The 23940-nt window shown below is 35.5% G+C and carries 30 protein-coding genes; 16 read left to right on the top strand and 14 right to left on the bottom strand.

Annotation, left to right across the window (positions count from 1 at the left end):
• Window positions 1-2 precede the first annotated feature (2 nt).
• From hisC to ESV24_RS12175, 8 genes are all read left to right on the top strand, one after another.
• The gene (gene hisC / locus ESV24_RS12140) at window positions 3-1049 is read left to right on the top strand and encodes a histidinol-phosphate transaminase (protein ID WP_111816110.1); all 1047 of its coding nucleotides are present in this window, start codon (window positions 3-5) and stop codon (window positions 1047-1049) included.
• Complete coding sequence (gene hisB / locus ESV24_RS12145; protein WP_111816017.1) at window positions 1049-2185, top strand: bifunctional histidinol-phosphatase/imidazoleglycerol-phosphate dehydratase HisB; 1137 nt, start codon at window positions 1049-1051, stop codon at window positions 2183-2185. Before hisC ends, hisB begins: the two co-directional genes overlap by 1 nt.
• 54 nt (window positions 2186-2239) lie before the next feature.
• Window positions 2240-2860 carry an imidazole glycerol phosphate synthase subunit HisH gene (hisH, locus tag ESV24_RS12150; protein WP_111816109.1) on the top strand — a complete coding sequence of 207 codons (621 nt, stop codon included), beginning with the start codon at window positions 2240-2242 and terminating at the stop codon, window positions 2858-2860.
• 19 nt (window positions 2861-2879) lie between these two features.
• A complete protein-coding gene (locus tag ESV24_RS12155) occupies window positions 2880-3659 on the top strand; it encodes a 1-(5-phosphoribosyl)-5-[(5-phosphoribosylamino)methylideneamino]imidazole-4-carboxamide isomerase (RefSeq protein ID WP_111816016.1) in 780 nt (259 codons plus the stop codon).
• Window positions 3652-4449 carry an imidazole glycerol phosphate synthase subunit HisF gene (hisF, locus tag ESV24_RS12160; RefSeq protein WP_111816015.1) on the top strand — a complete coding sequence of 266 codons (798 nt, stop codon included), beginning with the start codon at window positions 3652-3654 and terminating at the stop codon, window positions 4447-4449. The genes ESV24_RS12155 and hisF overlap by 8 nt, the downstream gene beginning before the upstream one ends.
• A gap of 144 nt (window positions 4450-4593) precedes the next feature.
• Entirely contained in the window at window positions 4594-5199 is a 606-nt protein-coding gene (gene hisIE / locus ESV24_RS12165) for a bifunctional phosphoribosyl-AMP cyclohydrolase/phosphoribosyl-ATP diphosphatase HisIE (protein ID WP_111816014.1), read from the top strand.
• Window positions 5200-5241: 42 nt separating this feature from the next.
• Window positions 5242-6327: a magnesium/cobalt transporter CorA gene (gene corA, locus ESV24_RS12170; protein ID WP_111816013.1), complete on the top strand. Its 1086-nt coding sequence runs from the start codon at window positions 5242-5244 to the stop codon at window positions 6325-6327.
• Between the two features lie 144 nt (window positions 6328-6471).
• A complete protein-coding gene (locus tag ESV24_RS12175) occupies window positions 6472-6861 on the top strand; it encodes a DoxX family protein (protein ID WP_111816012.1) in 390 nt (129 codons plus the stop codon).
• On the opposite strand, the gene ESV24_RS12180 is transcribed toward ESV24_RS12175, so the two are convergent.
• Window positions 6844-7194 carry a DoxX family protein gene (locus tag ESV24_RS12180; RefSeq protein WP_111816011.1) on the bottom strand — a complete coding sequence of 117 codons (351 nt, stop codon included), beginning with the start codon at window positions 7192-7194 and terminating at the stop codon, window positions 6844-6846. The two genes, ESV24_RS12175 and ESV24_RS12180, sit on opposite strands and share 18 nt — an antisense overlap.
• Window positions 7195-7701: 507 nt before the next feature.
• Here ESV24_RS12180 and ESV24_RS12185 point away from each other — a divergent pair.
• A complete protein-coding gene (locus ESV24_RS12185) occupies window positions 7702-8280 on the top strand; it encodes a fasciclin domain-containing protein (protein ID WP_111816010.1) in 579 nt (192 codons plus the stop codon).
• A 324-nt stretch (window positions 8281-8604) separates the two neighbouring features.
• Here ESV24_RS12185 and ESV24_RS12190 read toward each other — a convergent pair whose 3' ends face one another.
• The 4 genes from ESV24_RS12190 to ESV24_RS12205 form a co-directional block, all read right to left on the bottom strand.
• Window positions 8605-9063, bottom strand: coding sequence for a TspO/MBR family protein (locus ESV24_RS12190; RefSeq protein ID WP_111816009.1), 459 nt, complete (start codon window positions 9061-9063; stop codon window positions 8605-8607).
• Window positions 9064-9112: 49 nt separating this feature from the next.
• Window positions 9113-9337, bottom strand: a complete 225-nt coding sequence (locus tag ESV24_RS12195) for a hypothetical protein (protein ID WP_111816008.1) — start codon at window positions 9335-9337, stop codon at window positions 9113-9115.
• A 188-nt stretch (window positions 9338-9525) separates the two neighbouring features.
• Window positions 9526-10167, bottom strand: coding sequence for a thiamine phosphate synthase (locus tag ESV24_RS12200; RefSeq protein ID WP_111816007.1), 642 nt, complete (start codon window positions 10165-10167; stop codon window positions 9526-9528).
• Between the two features lie 27 nt (window positions 10168-10194).
• Window positions 10195-10812, bottom strand: coding sequence for a DEAD/DEAH box helicase (locus ESV24_RS12205; protein ID WP_111816006.1), 618 nt, complete (start codon window positions 10810-10812; stop codon window positions 10195-10197).
• 608 nt (window positions 10813-11420) lie between these two features.
• Between ESV24_RS12205 and ESV24_RS12210 the strand changes: the two genes are divergently transcribed.
• The 3 genes from ESV24_RS12210 to ESV24_RS12220 all read left to right on the top strand — a co-directional run bounded on the left by ESV24_RS12210 (window position 11421) and on the right by ESV24_RS12220 (window position 15552).
• Window positions 11421-12881, top strand: coding sequence for an AbfB domain-containing protein (locus tag ESV24_RS12210; protein ID WP_111816005.1), 1461 nt, complete (start codon window positions 11421-11423; stop codon window positions 12879-12881).
• A 170-nt stretch (window positions 12882-13051) separates the two neighbouring features.
• A complete protein-coding gene (locus ESV24_RS12215; RefSeq protein WP_160110603.1) occupies window positions 13052-14845 on the top strand; it encodes a sensor histidine kinase in 1794 nt (597 codons plus the stop codon).
• 11 nt (window positions 14846-14856) lie between these two features.
• Window positions 14857-15552 carry a LytR/AlgR family response regulator transcription factor gene (locus tag ESV24_RS12220; RefSeq protein ID WP_111816003.1) on the top strand — a complete coding sequence of 232 codons (696 nt, stop codon included), beginning with the start codon at window positions 14857-14859 and terminating at the stop codon, window positions 15550-15552.
• Window positions 15553-15980: 428 nt separating this feature from the next.
• On the opposite strand, the gene ESV24_RS12225 is transcribed toward ESV24_RS12220, so the two are convergent.
• The 3 genes from ESV24_RS12225 to ESV24_RS12235 all read right to left on the bottom strand — a co-directional run bounded on the left by ESV24_RS12225 (window position 15981) and on the right by ESV24_RS12235 (window position 18081).
• Entirely contained in the window at window positions 15981-17042 is a 1062-nt protein-coding gene (locus ESV24_RS12225; protein ID WP_111816002.1) for a toll/interleukin-1 receptor domain-containing protein, read from the bottom strand.
• A gap of 102 nt (window positions 17043-17144) precedes the next feature.
• A complete protein-coding gene (locus ESV24_RS12230; protein WP_111816001.1) occupies window positions 17145-17798 on the bottom strand; it encodes a toll/interleukin-1 receptor domain-containing protein in 654 nt (217 codons plus the stop codon).
• Between the two features lie 49 nt (window positions 17799-17847).
• On the bottom strand, window positions 17848-18081 hold the full coding sequence (locus tag ESV24_RS12235; RefSeq protein ID WP_111816000.1) for a hypothetical protein: 234 nt from the start codon (window positions 18079-18081) through the stop codon (window positions 17848-17850).
• Window positions 18082-18336: 255 nt separating this feature from the next.
• On the opposite strand from ESV24_RS12235, the gene ESV24_RS12240 reads away from it, so the two are divergent.
• Window positions 18337-18735, top strand: coding sequence for a hypothetical protein (locus tag ESV24_RS12240; protein WP_146743156.1), 399 nt, complete (start codon window positions 18337-18339; stop codon window positions 18733-18735).
• A gap of 51 nt (window positions 18736-18786) precedes the next feature.
• Here ESV24_RS12240 and ESV24_RS12245 read toward each other — a convergent pair whose 3' ends face one another.
• From ESV24_RS12245 to ESV24_RS12260, 4 genes are all read right to left on the bottom strand, one after another.
• Window positions 18787-19647 (bottom strand): formate/nitrite transporter family protein, encoded by an 861-nt coding sequence (locus ESV24_RS12245; protein WP_111815998.1) that lies wholly within the window; start codon window positions 19645-19647, stop codon window positions 18787-18789.
• A gap of 102 nt (window positions 19648-19749) precedes the next feature.
• Window positions 19750-20382, bottom strand: a complete 633-nt coding sequence (locus tag ESV24_RS12250; RefSeq protein WP_235004023.1) for an NADPH-dependent F420 reductase — start codon at window positions 20380-20382, stop codon at window positions 19750-19752.
• Between the two features lie 23 nt (window positions 20383-20405).
• A complete protein-coding gene (locus tag ESV24_RS12255) occupies window positions 20406-20606 on the bottom strand; it encodes a hypothetical protein (RefSeq protein WP_111815997.1) in 201 nt (66 codons plus the stop codon).
• Between the two features lie 13 nt (window positions 20607-20619).
• Complete coding sequence (locus ESV24_RS12260) at window positions 20620-21225, bottom strand: nitroreductase family protein (protein WP_111815996.1); 606 nt, start codon at window positions 21223-21225, stop codon at window positions 20620-20622.
• A gap of 139 nt (window positions 21226-21364) precedes the next feature.
• On the opposite strand from ESV24_RS12260, the gene ESV24_RS12265 reads away from it, so the two are divergent.
• From ESV24_RS12265 to ESV24_RS12275, 3 genes are all read left to right on the top strand, one after another.
• Entirely contained in the window at window positions 21365-22324 is a 960-nt protein-coding gene (locus ESV24_RS12265; RefSeq protein WP_111815995.1) for a TerC family protein, read from the top strand.
• 80 nt (window positions 22325-22404) lie between these two features.
• Window positions 22405-22707, top strand: coding sequence for a ribosome hibernation-promoting factor, HPF/YfiA family (gene hpf, locus ESV24_RS12270; RefSeq protein ID WP_111815994.1), 303 nt, complete (start codon window positions 22405-22407; stop codon window positions 22705-22707).
• A gap of 2 nt (window positions 22708-22709) precedes the next feature.
• The gene (locus ESV24_RS12275) at window positions 22710-23183 is read left to right on the top strand and encodes an arsenate reductase family protein (RefSeq protein WP_111815993.1); all 474 of its coding nucleotides are present in this window, start codon (window positions 22710-22712) and stop codon (window positions 23181-23183) included.
• Here the strand turns inward: ESV24_RS12275 and ESV24_RS12280 are convergent, their stop codons facing one another.
• Both ESV24_RS12280 and ESV24_RS12285 read right to left on the bottom strand, forming a co-directional pair.
• On the bottom strand, window positions 23184-23549 hold the full coding sequence (locus tag ESV24_RS12280; RefSeq protein ID WP_146743155.1) for a hypothetical protein: 366 nt from the start codon (window positions 23547-23549) through the stop codon (window positions 23184-23186). It lies immediately after the preceding gene.
• Between the two features lie 137 nt (window positions 23550-23686).
• Window positions 23687-23938 carry an acyl carrier protein gene (locus ESV24_RS12285; RefSeq protein ID WP_111815991.1) on the bottom strand — a complete coding sequence of 84 codons (252 nt, stop codon included), beginning with the start codon at window positions 23936-23938 and terminating at the stop codon, window positions 23687-23689.
• Window positions 23939-23940 lie beyond the last annotated feature (2 nt).

The raw sequence follows: 23940 nt of genomic DNA on the forward strand, positions 1-23940 counted from the left end.
TGATGAACAAATTTGATATACAAACTTTCATCCGTCCAAACGTGGCCAAAATGAAGCCGTATAGCTCGGCTCGCGATGAATTTAAAGATTTTGATAGTGAAATGATTTTCCTTGATGCAAACGAAAATCCTTTTGAAACTAATGTGAATCGCTATCCCGATCCGCAACAGCGAAAACTGAAAAGCATACTCTCAAAACAAAAAAATATTACTACCGATCAAATACTCTTGGGGAACGGAAGCGACGAAGTGCTCGACTTAATTTTCCGGGCATTCTGCGAACCTTCTAAAGACAACATAATCACTTTGCCGCCAACCTATGGAATGTACAGCGTTTTAGCAAATTTGAACGATATTGAAAATAGAGAAGTGCTGCTCGATTCAGATTTTCAACCCAATATGGACGAAATTTCAAGAACAGCAGATACTCGTACCAAGCTTTTGTTTATCTGCTCTCCCAATAATCCAACGGGTAATTTAATAGCTTCGGAAAAGATTTTAAAACTGTTGAAAACCTTTAATGGCTTGGTAGTAATTGACGAGGCTTACATTGATTTCGCAAACGAGGAAAGTTGGATTACAAAACTGCATGAATTCCCTAATTTAATTATTACCCAAACACTATCAAAAGCATACGGATTGGCAGGAATTCGATTAGGGATATGTTATGCTTCCGCAGAAATAATTTCGGTATTAAAAAGAATCAAACCTCCATACAACATCAATGAACTTACGCAACAAAGTGCAATTGAACAACTTCAGAATACTGTGAAGTTAAAAAATGATATTTTTTCATTATTAGAGGAAAAGTTAATATTACTTAAAGCTTTAGTTAAAGTCAAATTCGTTGAAAAAGTTTATCCAACAGATGCTAATTTCATACTTCTAAAGGTTGACAATGCTGAAAAGCGCTACACACAATTGTTGGAAAATGGCATCGTAGTGCGAAACAGAAGTTCGCAACCGCTTTGTGAGAATACACTTCGTATAACTATTGGCGCAAATGCAGAAAATAAAAAACTAATCACCACTCTAAAAACATTTAAATAATGAAGAAACGCGTACTGTTTATAGACCGTGACGGCACCATCATAAAAGAAACCGTGGATGAACAAATTGATGCTTTTGATAAAATGATTTTTTATCCTAAAGTGTTCACCTATCTCGGAAAAATCGCAAAGGAATTAGATTTTGAATTGGTTATTATAACCAACCAAGACGGTTTGGGAACAGACTCTTTTCCTGAAGTTACCTTTTGGCCAGTACATAATTTTATAATGAAAGCTTTTGAAAACGAAGGTGTTGTTTTTAAAAATGTGTTGATTGACAGAACATTTCCACATGAAAATGCTGATACCCGCAAGCCTGGAACGGGATTATTGCAGCAATATTTTTCAGCAGATTATGATCTTGAAAATTCTTTTGTAATCGGGGATAGGCTTACCGATATAGAACTGGCCAAAAACCTGGGTTCCAAAGGAATTTTTATTAATGATAATACCAACTTGGGAACTGATGAAGTTTCAGTAAAAGCTGAAGAACTTCAAAAATACATCGCTTTGGAAACAAACGATTGGCAATATATTTATGAATTTTTAAAACTAAATAAACGTGTTTCTGAAATCTATCGCAAAACAAACGAAACCGATATTTCAATAAGATTGAACTTAGACGGAACTGGAAAAAGCGTAATTAACACTGGTATTGCGTTCTTTGACCATATGCTTGACCAATTAGCACGGCACGGTCAAATGGACTTAGAAATCACCGTAAAAGGCGATTTAGAAGTAGACGAGCACCACACCATAGAAGATACAGCTATTGCGCTAGGTGAAGTTTTCAACAAGGCTCTGGGAGATAAGTTGGGAATGGAGCGTTACGGTTTTTGTTTGCCAATGGATGATTGTTTGGCGCAGGTGGCTATTGACTTCGGCGGACGAAATTGGTTGGTTTGGGATGCAGATTTTAAACGCGAAATGATTGGCCAAATGCCTACTGAAATGTTTTACCATTTTTTCAAAAGTTTTACCGATGGCGCAAAGGCAAACCTCAACATTAAAGCCGAAGGAACCAACGAGCATCACAAGATTGAGGCAATATTCAAGGCTTTTGCAAAAGCAATAAAAATGGCAGTGAAACGCGATGCTGAAAAAATGATTTTGCCAACTACTAAAGGATTGTTGTAAAGCCCCCTAACCCCCGAAGGGGGAACTCTTATGAAAAAGGAATTAAAAAAAATAATGGAAAATACTCCCCCTTTGGGGGTGGGGGGACTCGTAATTATTAATTATGGCGCAGGGAATATTCAAAGTATCAAATTTGCTTTGAAACGACTGGGCGTGGAAGCTATTTTGACCGACAATGAAACTGAAATCCGAAATGCAGATAAGGTAATTTTTCCAGGTGTTGGCGAGGCGAGTAGCGCGATGCAAAAGTTGAAAGCTAGTGGACTGGACAAAGTAATCCCCACATTAAAACAACCCGTTTTGGGAATCTGTTTGGGAATGCAGCTGCTCTGCAATTCTTCCGAAGAAGGAAATACTAAAGGTTTGGGAGTTTTTGATGTAGATGTAATACGATATTCTAACGAAGTAAAGGTGCCGCAAATAGGGTGGAACCAAATTCAGAATCTTAAATCAGGCCTGTTCAAAAATGTTTCAGAAAATGAGTTTATGTATTTGGTGCATAGCTATTACGCGCCGCTATGTGAAGGAACGATTGCAAGCAGTGAATACGGAATTCAATATTCATCGGCTTTACAAAAGGGCAATTTTTACGGGGTACAATTTCACCCTGAAAAAAGCAGCACTGCAGGAGAACAAATTTTAAAGAACTTTTTAAATCTAAAATCTAAAATCTAACGTCTAAAATCTAAAATCTATGAGAATAATACCAGCAATAGACATTATAGACGGCAAATGTGTTCGCCTTTCAAAAGGCGATTACAGTACAAAAAAGATTTACAATGAAAATCCGCTAGAGGTTGCCAAACAGTTTGAAGCACACGGAATTCAATATTTACATTTGGTGGATTTGGACGGCGCCAAAAGTAAACACATCGTAAACCATAAGGTTTTGGAAGAAATCGCTTCAAATACCAAATTAAAAATTGACTTTGGTGGGGGGTTAAAAACTGATGAAGATTTAAAGATAGCCTTTGAATGTGGCGCGAGTCAAATTACCGGCGGCAGTATAGCTGTTAAAAATCCAGAAGTTTTTAAAAGTTGGTTGCAAAAATTCGGAAATGAAAAAATAATTTTGGGAGCGGATGCCAAAGATGAAAAAGTAGCAATAAGCGGTTGGACCGAAGATTCAAATGAAGCCCTCATTCCATTTATCCAAAAATACGTTGAAGAAGGCATTAGCTATGTAATCTGTACAGACATCAGCAAAGATGGAATGTTACAAGGCCCTTCGTTTGAGTTATATAAAAAAATAATTAGCGAATGTCAGTCTGAGCTCAGCGCCGCACCGAGCCTGTCGAAGTGTCGAAGACCTAATGGAAACAGAATTAAACTAATCGCTTCCGGTGGAATATCAACTTTCGAAGAACTTCCAAAACTTGCAGAAATAGGTTGTGAGGCAACAATAATAGGGAAAGCAATTTATGAAAATAGAATAAGTTTAAAACAACTTGAAAACTATATACTAAATGCTTAGTAAAAGGATAATACCCTGTTTAGATATCAAAAACGGAAGAACCGTAAAAGGAATCAATTTCCTGGATTTACGCGATGCTGGAGATCCTGTGGAGTTGGCAAAATTCTATTCCGAAAACGGAGCGGACGAGTTGGTTTTTCTGGATATTTCAGCAACCGAAGAACGCAGAAAAACATTAGCAGATTTGGTATTAAAAGTAGCCGAAACAATCAATATTCCTTTTACGGTGGGAGGCGGCATTTCTTCCGTGGAAGACGTAGAAATTCTTTTAAATAACGGTGCAGACAAGGTTTCGGTGAATTCTTCCGCAGTAAAAAATCCGCAGTTGATTAATGAGCTGGCTTCAAGGTTTGGATCACAGTGCATAGTTGTTGCCATTGACGCAAAACAGATTGACGGGAACTGGAAGGTTCATTTAGTAGGAGGGAAGGTGCCAACCGAGTTGGATTTGTTTGATTGGGCAAAAGAAGTGGAACGTCGCGGTGCTGGAGAAATTCTTTTCACTTCTATGGATCACGACGGCACCAAAAATGGTTTTGCAAATGAAGCCTTGGCAAAACTTTCAACAGATTTAAATATTCCGATAATCGCCTCAGGTGGAGCAGGAACTATGCAGCATTTTACTGATACTTTTATTGAAGGAAAGGCAGATGCGGCTTTGGCTGCCAGCGTTTTTCATTTTAAGGAGATTACCATTTCAGATTTAAAAAATGAATTATTAATTCAGGGAATTCCAATGCGATTGATGAACGACGAGCGACGAATGACGAATGACGAAAAAATAAATTAAGAATTCTGAAGTTTTATTTTGCTATTTGAATTAATAAGATATGCCTACCGTATATTGATTTTATTATGGTTATTAATAATGCGTACCACAAGGAAGGAATGCCGTTAGGCATATAATTTGGGTAAAAAGTAAAAAAAGTAAAATATGAATATAGATTTTAAAAAATACAACGATAGGCTTGTTCCTGCAATAATTCAAGATAACACAACGAATAAAGTGCTGATGCTTGGCTATATGAACGAAGAAGCGTTTCTAAAAACCAATCAGTCAAAAAAAGTTACTTTTTATAGTAGAAGCAAACAAAGGCTTTGGACAAAAGGGGAGGAAAGTGGCAATTTTTTAAATCTGGTTTCCATTGCGGTAGATTGTGATAATGATGCGCTATTAATAAAAGTAAATCCTCAAGGCCCCGTTTGCCACAAAGGTACTGATACTTGCTGGCAGGAAGAAAATGTTTCAGATTTTGGCTTTCTTTCAGAATTAGAAAATATAATTCAAAATAGAAAAGAAAATGCTGAAAATGAAGATAGCTATGTTGCTTCACTTTTCAGAAAAGGCATCAATAAAATTGCTCAAAAAGTAGGAGAGGAGGCTGTGGAAGTGGTTATTGAAGCGAAAGATAATAATGATGATCTTTTTCTAGATGAAAGCGCAGATTTGCTTTTTCACTATTTGATTTTGCTTCAGGCAAAGGGTTTCACACTTCAAGATGTTGAGAAAATTCTTCGGCAGCGTCATAAAGCCGAATAATCTTTATACTTTTTCCTACCTTTAAAAAATAATCCACTTTTTATGGCTGCAAAAAGAAGAAAAAAGGCTCAAACTACAAAAATACAACCCAAAAGAGCCAGGAATCTTTCGCCGGGAACCGTTGCCTATACCGGAAAAAAAACTACTACGGTTACGGAACTTGATATAATAGATTATTCCTTAGATACGTATGACCGTTTTGAAACAAACAATATTGAAGACGTATTTAAGTATGAAGACTCAACACGCATTACTTGGATAAACGTAAACGGACTAAGCAATACAGAAGATATTATTACCCTCGGAAATCATTTTGAGCTGCACCCACTTATTCAGGAAGATATAGTTTCTACCAACCAACGCCCAAAGATAGATGAGTACGAAGAGTATTTGTATATAGTTTTCAAAATGCTGCACTATGATGAAGAACACCTCACAATTGAGCATATAAGTATGGTAGTTGGCCAAGATTACGTGCTCACGCTTCAAGAAGCCGAAGGTGATGTTTTTGGAGACCTTCGGGAACGTTTGGAACACGGCAAAGGGAGAATACGAGGCGCTGGAGCAGATTATTTAATGTTCGCGATTCTTGATGCTGTGGTTGATAATTACTTCACCGTTATTGAATTTCTGAGCAATAAAGTAGAATTGCTAGAGGACAAACTTTTTGACGATAAAGAAGATTCAAACATTACAGAGGAAATCCAAGAACTTAAAAAAGAAATACTAAAAATTCGTCGCGCCGTACTGCCTTTACGTGAAGTAATAAATAGATTGGAGAAAATAGAAACCCCACTTATTCAAGAACGTACCAATAAATACATCCGCGATTTGTATGACCACATTATTCAGGTGAATGAAAGTGTAGAGATTTACCGCGATATGATCTGGGGCTTGATGGATATGTATATGACCACTATCAGCAACAAAATGAACGAGGTGATGAAAGTATTGACCATTATGGCTTCCATTTTCATTCCCCTCACATTTATGGCTGGTATTTATGGGATGAATTTTGACCATATGCCCGAACTACACTTTAGATACGGTTACTATTACCTCTGGGGTGCAATGATCGTGGTGTTTATTGGGATGCTTTGGTATTTTAAAAGGAAGAGATGGTTGTGATAAGATAAACTAACAATTCATTTCGACCAAATGTGAAATTCAGAATGCTTAACAGAAATATTCATTTCAACGCCAGTTAAAATCGTTTAAATTGATCTATTTTTATAAATTCGTTAAAATGAAACAGTACATAAATAAAGACCAATGGACCTAATTGACTACATAATTATTGCATTAAAAGTAATTGTTGGAATCAGCATTTTAAATGTGTGGTTAATCCAGCCAAAAAAACCTTCAAAGTGGAGAGGCGGTGACGCAAAAACTATTGTTGAAGAATTTGAAGTTTATGGTTTATCAAAGACATTTTGTTACATCATTGGCTTTTTAAAGGTAAGTTTAGCATTAATTCTGCTGGCTTCAATTGCCTTTGTGAACTTAACTTTAATTGGAAGTTTAGGATTGGCCGTTTTATTGTTAGGATCAATAATTATGCATCTTAAAGTAAAAGACGAATTGTATAAATCATTTCCTGCCTTTTTATTTATAGTAATGAATCTTGTTATAGCGTTGCACTATTTAAAAGTATTTAGTTAAGGTTATTAAGGCAATAATTAAATTTAGAACTGCAAAAGTAAAAGCTGGTGAAGATTTAATAAAATTATCTTTAATTTTTAATCTAACTATAAATCCAGCCAGCATTAATAAACACAATCCTAGGGAAGCTGCTACGAGTAATATTGGACTGAAATAAAGACCAATCAACAATCCCATTGATCCTATTAATTGAAGAAATCCAGCCAGTTTTCTAAACGTCGGCAACCCATACCTACTAAATTCTGAAATAATAAACTGTGAATAAAAGCAGTTAATACCGAAGTAAATAAATGCTAGACTTGAGAACCAAGTTAGTACAGTAAGTAAATCCAATTGTTTTTATCAAAGATACGTAATTCTATTGCGCGTATCAGGATTGATATAATATGCTTAATGGTAGATTAATAAAGTTAATCTTCAATTAAAGAAAAGAAAATTTCTAAGCAATTCAAATTAATATTTATAGTACAAAAACGATTAATTGGTATGGAACTAAACCTTTTAAAAAACCAATCGGCTATAATCCCGAGCCTTATTTTCAAAACAGACTTTCTTTGGGTATCTTAAAAGATAGCCAGTAGGTGTGCAAATTCCTTATATGTGAAATATCTAGGAATAGGCGAAATTTAAAGCCAATATTTTTTTATGAAATTTTCTGATTCAATATTTTAGGAGATTAGTTTAAACTAGGGTTTAGTACAAACTATGTATTGCTTAAGGAGCATAAATTTCGAATACAAAAATATGAAAGCTTAATAATTTTGTTTAATCTTTTGTTAAATAGTTTAAACAAATAAAAAGTCCGTGTATCTTTAACACAACTTAAAAACCTTAAATATTATGAGAACAATGAAAGTACTAAGCTTTTTCGCTCTTTCGGGACTATTATTTTTGTCCTGTGGCGAAAAACAAAAAGAAGTTACAGAAGAGCCTGTTGCTCAAGTTACAGAAATGGAAGTTCAGGAACAGAAAGCACCTAATATTGTAGAAGTTGCCGCAGGAAATGAGAACTTTTCCACCTTGGTGGCTGCGGTAAAAGCTGCAGGATTGGTTGAAACGTTAAGTAGTGATGGTCCGTTTACGGTATTTGCTCCAACAAATGAAGCTTTTGCAAAATTACCTGCTGGAACAGTAGAGAGTCTCTTACTGCCTGAAAATAATGCAACACTATCTAAAATTTTGACCTACCATGTGGTATCGGGAAAATTTGAGGCAGCGGCGGTTATTGAAGCCATTAATTCAAACAAAGGCAAATTTACGGTAACTACTGTTCAAGGGGATAATATTGTTTTGAGCCTAAAAGATGGTAATGTAATATTGACAGATGCCCAGGGCGGAACCGCTACGGTGGTTATGGCCGATGTTGCAGCCTCAAATGGGGTTATTCACGCACTGGATGCTGTGGTGATGCCGAAATAAGAAACGCAGTCTGAAAAAGAAGATTAAGGCCATTGCATTCCAGCAATGGCTTTTTTTATTTAATTGTGTAGTGATTCCATTTGGAATAAAATACATTTCTAAAATTCAAATAGGTTTTCGTGAATTCAACTTCCTTTTAAAAATTCAATTGGTATTCATTTCTATTCCAAATATGAATTTATTAAATCATTAAATTAACTACAAAACCAAGATATATGGATGTAACAAGCGTTAAGGCATACTCGCAGAATTTGGTGTAGCCTTTCGCCGCAAAATCAAAATCCTCCATACTAAAGATCCTTATACCTACGGAGATTTTTCTGATTAGTTTTTTATTAAAGAATACGCATTTAAGGAAGTAGCAATAAGCAACCAAATAAAATATGGAGCTACTAAAAGGGATTTATACGTTACTTCTGGCCAATAGAAAAACATAAAAAACGCAATAACTAGCGTTAACGCCGATATTATAAAGAGTCCCGCCAAAAGTTGGTGGTAATAAAAGAAAACTGGATTCCAGGCTAGATTTAAAATATAGTGAAGAATCAACATTCCGATAAGCAGTTTTTTATTCTCCACCACAGGCCATAAATACGCCAGATAAATACTAAAGCAAATCATAATTACGGTCCACGAGGCACCAAAGACCCAACCTGGGGGAGTCCAAGGGGCTTTATTAATACCGGCATACCATTCAGACCGTGGACCTTTTCCTGCCATTAAACTTCCAAGGCCAATGGAACCAAAATTAAGTATTAAGAATAGTATAAGTCTGTAGATCATTTAAATGTTCTTTTTTGAATTCTAAGTAATTTGAAAATAGTAATTTAATTCATTCTATAATCTCATAGTCAATAGCTAGTTTTCGCAGTGCTCTCAAAGCAGAACCACTGTCTTTGTCTTCCACTTCAATTTCTACAGCGTCTCCTTCTAAGAGGATATCTGTAAGTTCATTGGCTAAGGATTCGTTTATGTTTAATGAAATCGCTACAATAGATTGGGCTATCGCTCTTCTATCTGGCCGCTGCGCATCACAAGACAATAATTTTAATTTCATAATACCGATTTATTAATGCAAGATACCAAAATTGAAGAAGGTGAATAATTCAAAATTTCGTCGCTCTTATTTCGTACTTTCAACAAATCAACAATCCAGAACTATTATTGGAGAAGACGAATTTTTCATAATTCATAATCTCGTCGCTCGTCGTTCATAGCTTGTCGTTCGTAGCTCGTACTTCCAATTCACTCAAACGTATACCGTTGCTCCGCAGTAGAAGATGCATTAAGCAATTGGTTAAGTACTTTTATAGTATTAAAATCGCGGGTAATTTCGCCGGAAACAGCAATTCCAGAAATACCCGTTTCTAATATGGCTGTAACATCTGCTGTTGTAATACCTCCAACGCCAATAATAGGTGTGCCGGTTTTCAATATATCCGTAATGGCAGTATAGCCCGCTAAGCCTAAAGCTGGCGGTAAGTTAGCTTTAGTTGCTGTGTCTCTAAAGGGACCTAAACTAATATAATTCACTTGTTTGTCAAGCAGTGTTTCGCAATCCTGCATCGTATTTGCCGTGCCACCAATAATTTGCCACGAGTATAAATGTTTACGAGCTATAGTAGGGCAGGAGTCTATTTTTCCCAAATGAACACCGTCTGCTTTAACTTCTCTTGCTATTTTATAATGATCATTTATAATCAATCTTGTTTGAAAATGGGAAGTGATTTCTCTAGCATCATGGGCTGTTTTTAAAAAGTTCTTTTCTGAAACATTTTTTAAACGCAATTGCACCAACTCCGCACCAGAGTTACAAGCCTTCTGAATATTCTCCAAATGCGCTACCGGCGAACTCCCTTGGGATATATAATGTAGTTTAGGTATCATATTTTTTTAATATTCAATTCACAATACTCAATTCTCAATTCTCACTACTTTAGAATATTCCATAAAATAGGATTCAAAGCGTTTTAGTACTGGGTGCATTTTCTCTGAATACAGCACATACTGGCATTTTTGAATACTTTGAGTGATGGACATAATAGCCTCATAGGTTGATTTTTGAGTTAGAAACTCAGCGTCGTCTATGCTAAATATTTTAAAGTCAGCGATACTAACCCCATTTGTTAAAAACAACTTGTTCATTGACTTTGGTGTGGAAATAAGAATATCAACCCCCATAGCGATTTCAGATTTTTGCACATCAATATGAAGCTCTTCATAGCCTACATAAACTCGCAAGGAAGTATATTTAGTGTACAATAAAAAAGCATCATATAACTCCATGGCCTTTTCCTTATTTTCTACAAGAACTACCGCCCTTGGGGCATTTCCGATCTCTCTACATTTTAATGCGTGCATTGTAGTAAGGATAATCGTGGTGGTTTTCCCGCTAGCTGCTGGGGATACGCAATACACATTCGCACCACTTTTTATTACAGGAATACTGCTACTCTGAAAAGGAGTAGGGGTTGATATTTCTAGAGTCGCTAGCCGCTCTTGTATTTCAGGATGTAATTTTTTAAAAGGCATAGAAAGTATTGAGATTGTAATTGAATGCACTAATTATATTAATTATTGCAAAGATACTATCTGTAGACCATTTAAATGGGCGTAGTTGCTTTTTCTATTTTTTTCTTATTTAGTTTTTTCCATTTGGTAATGAAACGCTTTTATATTCAAAATGCTAAATGAGGAATGAATAATTTCTATGAAATGTTTGTTATGTTGAATATCAATAAATACTTTATTTTTTTCTTTATAAATGGTCTAATATTTAAATTTTCAATTGGTTAAATACTTGTATAAACTTTTAATATCTATTTAAAAAATCAAACAAATAAAAATAATTTATATAGAAATATTAGTGTTAATCACCGTACACAAATGTTTAGGTTTAAAATTATTGGCTAACTGTAGTATCAAGTTCATGATTTTGAAACTTAAAAAAAGTTATTTAATTTTTATATATTAAATCGTTAGTATATCCAACTCCATTTTCATCCCTTAAATTTCGCTTCTATCCCAATTTTTTTTTCGCAGTTAAAGCTATTGCTACTTTTATATCAGGATAAAATTCCTTGTAAAAAGTAGTAAGCCGAAAATACTTTTCTTAGAGTAGGCACAAAACAATTTTAACCATGAAAAAAAATACATTTATTTCGCTTTTTGTGTTGCTTATCATTTTTTCAGCAACCTCAATTGCACAAACTACAATGAGTTCTTGGCAAGTTAATGACGGCTCAGAAGGTGTTTTGAAAATTCCAACCTCAAGCGATGCGCAACGCAGCGAAGCATTTAACAGCGCTACAGTTCCTTCACAAAATGATCAAGCTTGGAATAATCTTGAAAAGGATAAAAACGGATGGGTAAATTTTAAAAAGACATCTGATGTAAAATCTTGCGGGCAACAAGTTGACTTTACCTATTTTCAACTACTCGCAAATGTGCCAGCAAACGTGAATATAAGTTCATTTGCAGTAACATATAATGCTGGAGATGATGCTAACCGTATAGCAATTTACAACAGCAAATATCCAAATGGGAAGTTTGATCAGTCTAAAGACCAAATAAAAGTTTCACAGCGAGGTCCTTTTGTTATAGATATTAAAGACTGGATTGTAAAAGGAGAAGAAAACCGCATTGTGGTTATCCATTACGATCAATGCTCACCTGGCAATAATTTATCTGGCTTGCGGGTTACCATAAAAGAAGAAGTTATGATGGCTGAAGCTACTTCAGTGACGCTTCCCGATACCTTTAGACTGCACGCATATTCTATTAACGGCAAACGTGTTGAAAGTGGTAGTGATTATTGGATGGGTTTTAATCCAAATGAAGCTGGTGCCTCAAAAGTAGGTAGAATACTAAATGCAAAAACCGGAACTGTATTAGATGTTGAAAAAGTAGATATCGACAAAGCTAAAGGTATTATTGCCCTTAAAGTTACCAATGCGCCAGGCGCCAGTTCATTTTTGGTTATTGGAGATAACAAAAACGTAAGCATTGCAGTTATTACTGGTAATACTAACAGACACCATTTCATAATTCGCAATCCTGAGGAAAAAGAAGGCTCTTCAAAAAAGTATGTTTCATTTGAATCTGTAGCATTTCCGGGATGGTTTCTTCGTCACCAAGGTTTTCAGTTAAAAGTTACCCAAGCAACAGATAATGCCAGAAAGGATATTGTATATCGCCAAGATGCAACCTGGCTTTTTGAACCTATTAAAAATGAAAAAATGGTCAGGAATCAATCTGCTAATGAGTTTTTAGGTGTAACGCAATCCTTAACTGTAAATCAAGAACTTGTTTCTAAAAACGGACAGTACAATTTAATTTTACAACCCGACGGAAATCTATGTATCTACAAGAACAAGAAAGATTTTGTTTGGTGTACAATGACTAACGGCAAGAATACTGCACAGCTTATTTTACAGGATGATGGCAATTTATGCCTTTATAACACAACGGGTGGTCATATTTGGAGCACAGACACGTATAGAGGCGACATCAAAGAGGTTGGTTCTTTATTAGTGCTTGAAGACAATGGCATCTTAAATCTATACAATGCCAACGGCGGTGTTGTTTGGAGCAGTAAATAATAAAAATTTAGCGTTTGCGTGTCTCTATGGCACGCAAACGTTTTTTTAAACCGGCAAAGAATAACATATTTCTGTTTACATTCTGCCTTTTATTTTTTGTTCTAAATCGCCAACCATTTTTCAATTATATTACACCTGTTTTATATTTCGCATACATCACAATTAAGGCAATGAGAATGTTCAAACAGATTTCTGTAGTATTACTTATTATTTATTGCCAAGTTTCAATTGGCCAGAATATAGCGGTGGACAAAGAAATTCAAAAAATAGATACCCTTATAGAATACAATCAGTATGATAAGGCCCGAAAAAAAGCAGACAGCTTGTACCAGGTTTTGGTGAAAATTAATAGGGGAGAAGTATTAGAACAAAGATTGGAAGTACGTCTTCAGCAAGGCATTATATTCGACAATCAATTTGAACACAAAAAAGCACTTGAAATTTTTTTAGAGGTTGCACAAAAGGCCGAGACCAATAATTTATATCGCATTCTTTGCATCAGTTATATCAAAATTGCATTACAACAAGAAAAAACAGACAACTTTTACTTGGCTTACGATTATATAAAAGCTGCCCGAAAGATTGCTGATAAATATAAATTTACAGATTTATATAGTAAAATATATATAAGATATTCTTTTCTGCACAGGTATATTGGAGATGTAGAAGACACTAATGTTAACCAAGGATTAAACCAGCGTTTATTGGATAAAGGTTTTATAGGAAGTATAGATTCTGCCGTTTATTATGCAGACAAGAGTATTGAATACGCAACTATGTTTAATAATGTAAGCGACCTTAAGGATGGTTATCTTACATTGGGTAGCCTTTACGGCAAGAATAGAAAAAATAATGTTTCACTTTCAACAGAATATTTTTTGAAAGCATTGCGCTATGACAAGAAACTGAATAATACAGAAAATATAGGGGCTCTGTATCGCAATATCGCCGTTAACTATCTAATAAGTGGAGATTTTAATACCGCCTTAAAGTATAACGATTCGTCATATATGTCTTATGATAATGTGAATTTGTTTTACAAATATATAATTCCACAAAATAGAGCAGACATATTTGAGGCAATGGGAAAAACAGATTCTGCATATCATTATTTAAAAATAGCCTATGTTGATGTAGTAGAAAAATATAATTTGGAAGAGGTTGGCGAAACTAAAAAACTAGAAGAACAATTTCAAAATGATAAAAAAGAAGCGATTATAAAAAACAAAAACCAGCTATTAATCTTCATTTTAATACTCGTAATTGTAATTGCAGGCGCATCCGTTCTGTTAATTCTAAAAAACAGAAAGATAAATACACAAAATAAAACCATTAACAAACAGCTGGAAGAATTAGTCACAACCCTAGACCAAAAACAAGTACTATTATCAGAGCTTCAACATAGGGTTAAGAACAATCTTCAACATGTAATAAGCATTCTTGAAATACAGAAAGAATCTATAGATTTCAACAATATAGATGAGGTAATACGCAGCAACCAAAACCGCATTCATTCCATGGCGTTGCTCCATAAAAAATTGAACATTTCTGAAAGTGTAAATGACATAGACCTGAAAAGATATGTTACTGAACTCTCGGAATTGGTAAAAGAATCGTACGATACATACAATAAAAAAATACAGCTAAATATAAGCTGCGAGGTAGAAAATATAACTATTGAAAATGCACTTCCCACAGGTTTGATTATTGTTGAATTGCTTAGCAACAGTATAAAGCATGCATTCAAAGATCGTGCTGTCGGAATTATAACTATAGCTATTACAAAGGATGAAAGCACACAAAAAACCCAATTGTACTATGCAGATAATGGAAACGGTTTCGACTTTAACACCACTTCTAAAAAAGGATTGGGACTGGAAATAATAGTAGGGTTGATTGATCAATTAAATGGTGAAATAGATAGTAAAAACAACGCAGGATTCGAAATAACCATTTCGTTTTAAAAACAGATTGAATGGAGAAAAAAACAATATTACTGGTAGAAGATGATTTCCTGAACCGGCGCGTAACAAAAAAAGCTTTGACCGAAAACGGCTATAATGTTGCCGAAGCCAAAAACAGCGAAGAAACTTTTAAAATATTAGAAAGTCAATTGGTACACCTGCTAATATTGGACATCAATCTCGGCAAGCTTGAACAAGATGGTATAAACCTCGGGCAGCAAATACAAAATACATTCAAGATTCCGTTCATCTATCTTACCGCCTATGAAACTGCAGAAATAATTAATAGGGCTGCGACAACTTCGCCTTATTCCTATTTAACCAAGCCATTCAAAAATGCAGATTTGGTAGCCGCCATTCAAATAGCCTTACAGCAATCATCCAAAAAGAGCAAACCAGAGCCTACCATTCTTTTAAAAGACAACGAATACCACGTTGAGGTTTTTATAAATGAAATAGATTATATAGAATCTGAAGGCAATTACCTGCTGGTTTACACAGGAAAGAAGGTTTACAAATGCCGTTCCACCATCAAACAAGTATTGGAAACCCTACCCGAAGCCACTTTTATACAAACGCATAGAGCCTTTGTAGTAAATAAAACCAAGATTGATAAATTCAATATTAAAAATGTGGTGGTAAAAGGAAATTTAATCCCGGTATCCAAGAGGTATTCAGATTTAAGTGGGTTGTTTAAAAACTTTTAGCAGAAAATTATGCTGATTGGTGTGCAGGATTAAATTTTTTCACATTTAAGGAAAGCTATCCTAAATGTTCCTCAAAACTTTTTACAGCAATATTATTCTTATTAAAACCAAATAATTATTTAAGAAGAATGTTTGCTATTGCGCGGCTGGCTTAAGAGTAACAAGTAATAAAACCATAACAGAATAATCTGAAAGAGCAGAATTAATCAATCAAGCACAATGAGCGATGCAATTTTACATAACGGCTAATTATAGCATCATAACACACTCTTTAATGGGTAAAACGGAATGCTCTTTTTGTTCTATAATTTATATTATGTAAAATGAAATAATTGATAACCCACAACAATACTTTATTCCCTCCATTGCTCTACACAACTCCTACTATAAATATATTTCGCAAAAAGTTACTGCTATACCACCCAAACCTAAATAGCCAAGTGTACCCAAACAACATTGTTGGCATCCGTAGCCACATCCATCACAAGATAGAACCTTCCGGGTTGCACATAATACCCTGTGGGAGAATTATTCTTCCATATTTCGTTCTCCATTTTGGGTGAAATAAAATCGCCCTGTACGGGTATTGTCAATTCATTGCCATCAAAATACAGCGTTTTGTTAAAGTATTGTTCCACGTTTACAATGCCGTATTTTACATAGCCATTTTCAGAAAACATATTCTTCATCCGTGTGTAGGCATCATTGTAATACGTATTGTTTTTTCCGTGTGTTCTCACAAATTGTACATAACCTTCAATGTTATTCGTATTGGTGGCATACGCCCAATCCTGTGCTATTGCCGATTCCGTATTGGTTGGGTTGTCATTAGTGTTTACTATTTGGTTATTGTATTGTTCGTCGGGTATATGTAATTCTTTATCTGTATCGCCGCTTGTGGATAGTATCAATACCACAGCTAATACCGCTAAAACTGCCAGGCCGCTCAGTATGTACATCCAGGCATTGCTCGTCTTTTTAGGCTTATAATAGTTTGGTAGATCTTGTTCTATCGGGTCTAAGATTGGATCTGGTGTGGGTGGTATGGGTTTTGGCTTAGGCAGTATGGGCAATTCGGCCACGTCTGCCAACCTGTTTGCTACGGTATCATCAAGTTGAAGCGCACTTACCAAGCTGTCTATCCCCTTTTTATGTCCTTCTGCAAAGGTGGCATACTGTAAACGTCTCAATCGGAAAGGTATCTTGCACTCCTCCAAAAGCACTGGCACCACTTTTTTGTTCTCTTCCAAGGCATAAGACACCTCGTCCAAAACATTATTCGACTTAACGGAAGATTTTGACAGGACAACCAACAGCGTATGCGAAGTTTTCAGCGCATTCTCTATGCTATTGTCCCACCTATTGCCAGGTTTAATGTCCAACTGGTCCAGCCAAACCTTTGCGCCAGCTTCACGAAGGCTTTTAGCCAGGCTCAATACAAATTCTGAATCATCCCGTGAATAACTAAAAAATATCGTGCCTTCTGCCATTGCTATGTACTTGTGTTATAGACGCTAATGTACTGAAAACTTTTTTTATAATTTGAAGATAAGGCTATTAACAGTAACATCAAGACTCTATATTTACCCTATTTAATAATCATAATATCCAGATTCATCTGAATAGTAGTAAACCATCATCATAAAAATAAAGATCGCGATAAGTACAAAAAGAAAACAGCCGCCTAAAATGTAATAAGTGGTAAAGTTTTGCTTTTTGTACGGCACTTGAGGTTGTGGTGGACGTGTCGGATGGATTGGCTGCTGTGGCTGAACAGGCCGTGATTTAGGAGTTAATGGCGCTGGTGTAGGTGAAGACTTGAGATGTTCCTCTTCCCTTTCCACCAACTTCTTAGCTACCTCTTTTTCCAGTTGGAGCGCATCTACAAGCGTTTTTAAACCCGTTTCCCTGTTGCCACTAAAATCTGCATACTGCAATCGGCGCAATCGAAAAGGAATTTCGCAATCTTCCAAGAGCACCGGGACAACATTTTTATGCTCCTCCAGTGCATATGAAACTTCATCCAACACATTATTTGATTTCACCGAAGAACAGGACAGAATTACCAAAAGAGTGGACGATTCCTGTAATGCCTTCTCTATCGAGCTGTCCCAGCGTGAGCCAGGCTTTATATCCAACTGGTCCAACCAAATGGTAGCTCCTGCCACACGTAAATCTTTCGCAAGCTTCAAAACAAACTCAGAGTCGTCCCGTGAATAGCTGAAAAATATAGTGCCTTGAACCATTTTTATTTATTATTGCTTTTGTATATTTTTAACAATAGCATTTTGAATATTATTTCTCGTCCGTACACAAATCATACGTTTTCTTAAAAATTGCCGCGTCACAGCAGTACATCTCACCGTTTACACCCACCATTAGCCAGTCTCCAGGTTTTCCCTTCATTCTTCCCTCCATAGTTTCCACCTCAAAAGGCTCGTCAATTTGAACACATTTTATAGAGATAGGCTTTTTTTTTGCTTTTTTGAAATCCAACTTTGGGATTTGGTCTTGAACAAATTTCAACATAACATATAAATTTAAAATTAAATTACGATAAAAAATGGGTTTTCAGGAATTTGATAAAGGGATCTTTGGAATCATCAGTTTGCATTCAGCTTAAATTTTACAGTAGATAGTTTATACAGCGCTGCCGCTTTCTCTTTCAAGCCAGCCATTACAGCACCCGTCTACAATTTAAATATTTATAGGGCGCAACTTTCCATTTATGAAGAGCTTCAAATTGCAAATAAATATACAGGTGTCCTTTCTTTGGAAGCAAATATGTTTACTGACGGTGCCAAAGATTTACTATTATTGGGTCGTTTTGCCAGAAAATGGAAGTGGGAACAATACGGTAAAATAGCACCTTTAACAGAAGTTTCCGGAATGCTTGGCAATCGCGATAATTCTAATGGTTATCCATATTGGACTATAAAAGAACGTGTTTATGGGGGTATTGGAGTTAACTATATGTATAGAAATTTAAAAACGAGTCAACAATTAGACCTTGACGCGTCCTATTTTCTAGCTAGTTTTAGTGGAGATTTCCAGCGTTATCGCGCCCAGTTTCAACAACCTCTCTGGGATTATTTTTATGTAACCGGAATTGCGGTATTTTATACGCTAAAAAACTTTTACAATAATAATTTCTTACTTGGGCTGAAATATTATTTCAAATAAGCTAAATGAGCGCTTTTGATTATGAAATGAAAATTATCTTGAAATGAATTTTTAACCTTTCACATCATAAACGAAAGCACGATACTTAAGTAGTGCAACGAAAACGACTCCACCAAGGGCATTTCCGAAAAGTGCTAAACAAATAAATATTAGATACCCACCAATAGTTATTGCCGGAGAACTTATAAGGCCAGCAAATACTTCTACATTGCCTACTATACTGTGATGAAGGCCGACAAAAGATAAGACCGCCGTTATCATAAATATTAACACAATTCTACTGAGTGTGCTTTTTGAAGCTGCAATCAGCCAAGAAAGCAGACCCATTAGCCAGCCAGCTAAAATGGCACTTACAAAAATTATTGTCTTGTCGTAATTTGTTACATGCAGCGCTATTTTTTCAACAGTCTTTAGATCAAAGATTTCCAACTGCGGACCTATCCAAACTAGTAAGAAAGCTATAAGGTAACCACCTATCAAATTGCCTGATATAACCAGCCCCCATAATCTTAAAAGGCTGCCCAGGCTTCTTTTCTTATTTAATACAGGAAGCGTCAACAGTGAAGTTTGTTCGGTAAATAAAATGGATTGACCCAAAATAACCATTATGAATCCGACTGGATATACAAAAGAAATCAACTTTAGTATCGTATCTTCTTCAACTTTACCGTGTAGAAAATAAAAAAGTGTAGATATCAATAAGTAACTAAAACCTATTTCCAAGCCGGCCGTTAATGAGCTGAGCAAAATACTTACGGAGTTTTTATCATAGGTCTCCTGCCCTTCTATAATCTGTTGTTTTAGAATTTCACCGTGGGATTTTGCGGTAGTCAACTCTGAGGTTTCAGAATTTTTCAACTCCTTATCAATATTTTTCTGTTCTTCTGATTTGTTGGTTTCTTCCGCTGACATATTCTGAAATATAATGTTGTGACACCAAAAAGGTTTCGTTCTCCTAAGATATAATTATTTATAATATCTGAAACGAAACCTCTATTTTATAAAACTGCACTTTTATTTATTCATCATTTCTTCCAAATGTTGCCTATTTGTTGATTTGCCATAAATTTTTTGATCGGGATCCATTATATGCGTGTCTTCAAGTCCACCAATATAAACTGCCTCAAAACCAATATCCTCAATGAGCTGCTGGGTAACCATTTTGCTCTCTTCATCCTGCGCCGCAAATGGAATAGCCAGTTTATCCGTATCGCGAAATGCTCTATCTTTTAAATGTTCTGCTTGTATAGTATTGAAGGCTTTAGCCGTTTTGGCGGTTCCAAATTTCATGGCGGTATATTCCGACGCATTTCGGTTACTGTCGCGAACCTCTTGTGCCATTTCACCATCTCTCTCTGGATAGGGATTGGTTGCGTCAATAATAATCTTATTTCCATACTCACCAGCGTAAAGTTCGGCCAGTTTATCAATCGCTTTAAATGGTACGGCGAGTAAATAAACATCAACATTAGCTTCCCAAGCCTCATCAAGGGTTACAGCTTTAGACTTCCCTCCTGCTTCTTGCACCAATTGCTTTAATTGTTTTGGGTGTCTTGAGGTAAACAAAACCTCATGGCCTGCTTTGGCCCAGTGTTTACCTAAATTCCCTCCTATATTTCCACTTCCTATTACTCCTATTTTCATCATAATTTTTATTTTCTATATTAATTCTATTCTTCTTCTGAATTGATTTTTTTGAAGGTTTCAGAAATTTTTTGCTTATCTGCTTTCGATTTCATTTCGGTGTCTTTTTCCATTTTAAGCTCACCATCACCTTTTATTTTTAACTTATCTTTTTTTTCGCTTTTGCCGAAATTGGACGACTTTCTATATTCGTCCTGAAAATCCGCGTGTTTCTTTTTGTTTTCCATTGTCTAGTTTTTTTTAGTTTTTAAAATTTCCGTTGAAAGCAAAGTCTTCCTGTATTTTCCGTTGACGCATTTCCTTGAGTTCCTGCTTTTTTAAATCGTCTGGCAAATCATCTGGATTACCACCATAATATCCAAAGGCCACAGCAGTTGTAACATGGTAATCATCTGGGAAGTGAAACTCCTTTTGGGCATTTTTAAACTGCACACCAGCCATTTGATGCACGGCAATATCCATACTGTTTGCCTGGTGAACTACATTTCCCATAAATAATCCCAAATCGTGCAGGGCGTGAAAATTTTCCTTTTTACTTTTTTCCATCGTTTTCTTGAAAGCATTGATCCATAAAAGCTGCGCATTGCCCGCCCAACTTTGGTTAAATTCATCCAAGCAGTTAAAGATACGGTCATAAGTGGCGGTACCTTTGATGCCCCAAATAACTCGCCAAGGTTGGATGTTTGAAGCACTGGGTGCCCAACGGCCAGCTTCCAATAATTTTTTCACATGTTCTTCTGTGATTGGTGTATTAGCAAAAACCCGTGGGCTCCATCTATTTTTTAAACTTTCTAAAATGGGATGATCCAAAGGTGTGGTCTTATTGACGGTTTCAGTATTTTTCATGTTTTTTCTTTTAAATATACCGAGTTTGGAGCGCTATGAAAAGCTTTTAAAAAAGTTTTAACGCTCCTTTAGAGTATTAACATTTTAATACCTTATTTAAACAAGGATTGCACTTATTTTTGCTCAAAAATTTAAATTAATGTTGGTCTGGATTATTTTTATAGCATTTATCATTTTATTTTTAGCTTTGGATTTAGGGGTTTTCAACCGCACTCCGCACGTAATCAAAACAAAAGAAGCTGCAATTTGGACTACCGTTTGGGTAACCGTGGCCTTAGGATTCTCAGGTGTAATTTACTGGCTGTTCAGCAATGGACTTGTAGAAAACCCATCCAACCTGGCTCCAGACGTGGCAGTTCTAAAATACATAACCGGTTATTTAATAGAACTTTCTCTAAGCATTGACAATGTTTTTGTAATTGCCGTAATTTTTTCTTCTTTCGCCATTCCCCGGAAATATCAACACGAGGTTTTGTTCTACGGAATTTTGGGAGCTATTGTTTTTAGAGCTTTAATGATCTTTTTTGGTGTGGCCCTTATCAATAAGTTTGATTGGATAATTTACGTGTTCGGAGCCTTCTTATTGATTACTGCTTACAGAATGTTAGTCCATAAAGAATCTGAATTTGACCCGAAGAAATCTAAAATGTTTCGTTTTCTTAAGAAACTCTTTCCCGTAAGCTACAAAATGGACGGGGATAAGTTTTTCATTAAGCGCATGGGCATTCGTGCTGCTACCCCACTATTTGTTGCCCTGATTATAATTGAATTAACTGATATACTTTTTGCTCTGGATAGTATTCCTGCCATACTTGCTATTACAATAGATCCTTTTATTGTTTTTAGCTCTAATATTCTGGCTATTTTGGGGCTTCGTTCTATGTATTTCTTAATATCCAGAATGCTTACCAAATTTAGATATATTAACTACAGCCTAGTTGTAATACTTGCTTTTGTGGGTCTTAAAATGATTTTTACCCACAATGTGGAAATCCCCGAATGGTTATCGCTTGGTGTGATCGGCGTATCACTCGCTTCTGGAATTATTGCTTCCATCCTAATTCCAGACCCCAATCCATCAGCTATTGAAGAGAATTAATTTCATAATATCCTACTAAAAATTTGGAATGGTTTTTTTGCTATCGTATCTTTAAAATTGATAACTAAAATCTACAAATTATGAATATAAATTTTGAATATCACGAGGTTGCAGCAAGTCCAAGGTTGGAAGGATTGGTAACCGAAAAATTAAACAAACTTGAATCGAAATACGATTCCATTGTTAGCGCCGACGTCTATTTTAAAAAAGAAAATACAACCAATCCAGAAATTGGTAAAATTTGCAGTGTACGTTTAGGTATGCCAGGACCTACCATTTTTGCTGAAACATCAACTGGATCTTTTGAAGCTTCTATAGCTAAAGTAATTACGGAGCTTCGGTCACAACTTCAAAAACGCAAGGAAAAATTAAAAGCACACTAATCATGAAAGAAATGGGAGTTATAGCACGAGACGAGAAACAATTAACACTTATATATAGTAGTAATACGCGCGTGGGAACCCACACGCTAAGTTATTTAACAGGCATTGATGAGAGATATTTAGCCATAGATTTGGCAAAAACAAAAGTTTCGGATACCCAATGGGCAGAAATTGCCGATTCACTGGGAGTGAAAATCGGAGATTTAGTTGATAAAAGGACTCTCGACATAGATGTTCAAAGTACCGCGGAATTTGATTCAAATGATTGGCTAAAGATAATTCAGAAAAATGATTCTGTAATATCGAGACCGATTGCAATAAAGGGCAAAAGGACAAAGCAAATTGGCAATCCGACAGAAATTATGGAATTTTTTGAAGTAGATTCCGCAGGGCTTGAGCAGAGCCCATCAAACGATACCCAACCTGATATTGAAAGAACAACAGAAAAGGAAAACTTTATTGAAAAAGATAACTGATTATTCTTTTGATACTCTTTCTAAAGGTTGAATATTAGGCTTAACCTGTTTGTACACTTCCAGCTGTGGCCTAGTTAAAATATTATTCATCTCTTTTGTTTCTTCGTTTTGAAGTTGATAAAGAACGGTGAGTTTTTCTCTTCCCTTTAATTCAGATTCAACTTTATAACGACGTATCAAAAATTCTTCAACTTTCTGTTGAAATAAAAGCTGTTGTTCACCTGTTAAAGACAATTCTAGATTGTAGTTATCTGTAATTTTTACCGCTTCTTCTTTTGCAGTAGCATTTGATTTCTGAAGATATGGATCCTGTGAGAATGCTGAAAAGCTTATAAATAATAATACGATTGCAACTAATTTTTTCATGATTTTTTCAATTTGAGTTTCATTGAAAATAATTAATTTCTTGTTTAATGGCAAGTACTTTAACTCACTTTAACGGCTCAAACATTATCAGTTAACAAAATGAAATGAGGTTTTTTAAAATGTATGCCGATTAAAATCTAAATTGAAATTTTCTGCTGAATCAACAAGATCGCGTCATTCACGTTTCGAAGCTGTTCCATATCCTCATTCTTAAATTCAATATTGAATACATCTTCAATATCCAAAATAATATCAACCAGATGCGCAGAATTTATATTCAGCTCTCTTGTTAAGTCGCTTGAACGGTTAATTTCCTTTGCAGATATATCTTCAGGCAAATAAGTTTTTATGATAGGTTCAAGCTTTCTGTATATTTCTTCCGAAGTCATTT

Source organism: Aequorivita lipolytica (assembly GCF_007997135.1).
In the GTDB taxonomy this organism is placed as follows: domain Bacteria; phylum Bacteroidota; class Bacteroidia; order Flavobacteriales; family Flavobacteriaceae; genus Aequorivita; species Aequorivita lipolytica.

What these genes read in the sequence shown, in the direction of transcription:
- ESV24_RS12175 (WP_111816012.1), top strand. Translation starts at nt 6,472, where the DNA reads ATGGACCTAATTGACTACATAATTATTGCATTAAAAGTAATTGTTGGA.
- ESV24_RS12185 (WP_111816010.1), top strand. Translation starts at nt 7,702, where the DNA reads ATGAGAACAATGAAAGTACTAAGCTTTTTCGCTCTTTCGGGACTATTA.
- ESV24_RS12205 (WP_111816006.1), bottom strand. Translation starts at nt 10,812, where the DNA reads ATGCCTTTTAAAAAATTACATCCTGAAATACAAGAGCGGCTAGCGACT.
- hisF (WP_111816015.1), top strand. Translation starts at nt 3,652, where the DNA reads ATGCTTAGTAAAAGGATAATACCCTGTTTAGATATCAAAAACGGAAGA.
- corA (WP_111816013.1), top strand. Translation starts at nt 5,242, where the DNA reads ATGGCTGCAAAAAGAAGAAAAAAGGCTCAAACTACAAAAATACAACCC.
- hisB (WP_111816017.1), top strand. Translation starts at nt 1,049, where the DNA reads ATGAAGAAACGCGTACTGTTTATAGACCGTGACGGCACCATCATAAAA.
- ESV24_RS12265 (WP_111815995.1), top strand. Translation starts at nt 21,365, where the DNA reads ATGTTGGTCTGGATTATTTTTATAGCATTTATCATTTTATTTTTAGCT.
- ESV24_RS12215 (WP_160110603.1), top strand. Translation starts at nt 13,052, where the DNA reads ATGAGAATGTTCAAACAGATTTCTGTAGTATTACTTATTATTTATTGC.
- ESV24_RS12200 (WP_111816007.1), bottom strand. Translation starts at nt 10,167, where the DNA reads ATGATACCTAAACTACATTATATATCCCAAGGGAGTTCGCCGGTAGCG.
- ESV24_RS12245 (WP_111815998.1), bottom strand. Translation starts at nt 19,647, where the DNA reads ATGTCAGCGGAAGAAACCAACAAATCAGAAGAACAGAAAAATATTGAT.
- ESV24_RS12260 (WP_111815996.1), bottom strand. Translation starts at nt 21,225, where the DNA reads ATGAAAAATACTGAAACCGTCAATAAGACCACACCTTTGGATCATCCC.
- ESV24_RS12285 (WP_111815991.1), bottom strand. Translation starts at nt 23,938, where the DNA reads ATGACTTCGGAAGAAATATACAGAAAGCTTGAACCTATCATAAAAACT.
- ESV24_RS12155 (WP_111816016.1), top strand. Translation starts at nt 2,880, where the DNA reads ATGAGAATAATACCAGCAATAGACATTATAGACGGCAAATGTGTTCGC.
- ESV24_RS12225 (WP_111816002.1), bottom strand. Translation starts at nt 17,042, where the DNA reads ATGGCAGAAGGCACGATATTTTTTAGTTATTCACGGGATGATTCAGAA.
- ESV24_RS12250 (WP_235004023.1), bottom strand. Translation starts at nt 20,382, where the DNA reads ATGATGAAAATAGGAGTAATAGGAAGTGGAAATATAGGAGGGAATTTA.
- ESV24_RS12220 (WP_111816003.1), top strand. Translation starts at nt 14,857, where the DNA reads ATGGAGAAAAAAACAATATTACTGGTAGAAGATGATTTCCTGAACCGG.
- ESV24_RS12240 (WP_146743156.1), top strand. Translation starts at nt 18,337, where the DNA reads ATGTTTACTGACGGTGCCAAAGATTTACTATTATTGGGTCGTTTTGCC.
- ESV24_RS12280 (WP_146743155.1), bottom strand. Translation starts at nt 23,549, where the DNA reads ATGAAAAAATTAGTTGCAATCGTATTATTATTTATAAGCTTTTCAGCA.
- hpf (WP_111815994.1), top strand. Translation starts at nt 22,405, where the DNA reads ATGAATATAAATTTTGAATATCACGAGGTTGCAGCAAGTCCAAGGTTG.
- hisH (WP_111816109.1), top strand. Translation starts at nt 2,240, where the DNA reads ATGGAAAATACTCCCCCTTTGGGGGTGGGGGGACTCGTAATTATTAAT.
- ESV24_RS12195 (WP_111816008.1), bottom strand. Translation starts at nt 9,337, where the DNA reads ATGAAATTAAAATTATTGTCTTGTGATGCGCAGCGGCCAGATAGAAGA.
- ESV24_RS12255 (WP_111815997.1), bottom strand. Translation starts at nt 20,606, where the DNA reads ATGGAAAACAAAAAGAAACACGCGGATTTTCAGGACGAATATAGAAAG.
- ESV24_RS12190 (WP_111816009.1), bottom strand. Translation starts at nt 9,063, where the DNA reads ATGATCTACAGACTTATACTATTCTTAATACTTAATTTTGGTTCCATT.
- hisIE (WP_111816014.1), top strand. Translation starts at nt 4,594, where the DNA reads ATGAATATAGATTTTAAAAAATACAACGATAGGCTTGTTCCTGCAATA.
- ESV24_RS12235 (WP_111816000.1), bottom strand. Translation starts at nt 18,081, where the DNA reads ATGTTGAAATTTGTTCAAGACCAAATCCCAAAGTTGGATTTCAAAAAA.
- ESV24_RS12230 (WP_111816001.1), bottom strand. Translation starts at nt 17,798, where the DNA reads ATGGTTCAAGGCACTATATTTTTCAGCTATTCACGGGACGACTCTGAG.
- ESV24_RS12210 (WP_111816005.1), top strand. Translation starts at nt 11,421, where the DNA reads ATGAAAAAAAATACATTTATTTCGCTTTTTGTGTTGCTTATCATTTTT.
- ESV24_RS12275 (WP_111815993.1), top strand. Translation starts at nt 22,710, where the DNA reads ATGAAAGAAATGGGAGTTATAGCACGAGACGAGAAACAATTAACACTT.
- hisC (WP_111816110.1), top strand. Translation starts at nt 3, where the DNA reads ATGAACAAATTTGATATACAAACTTTCATCCGTCCAAACGTGGCCAAA.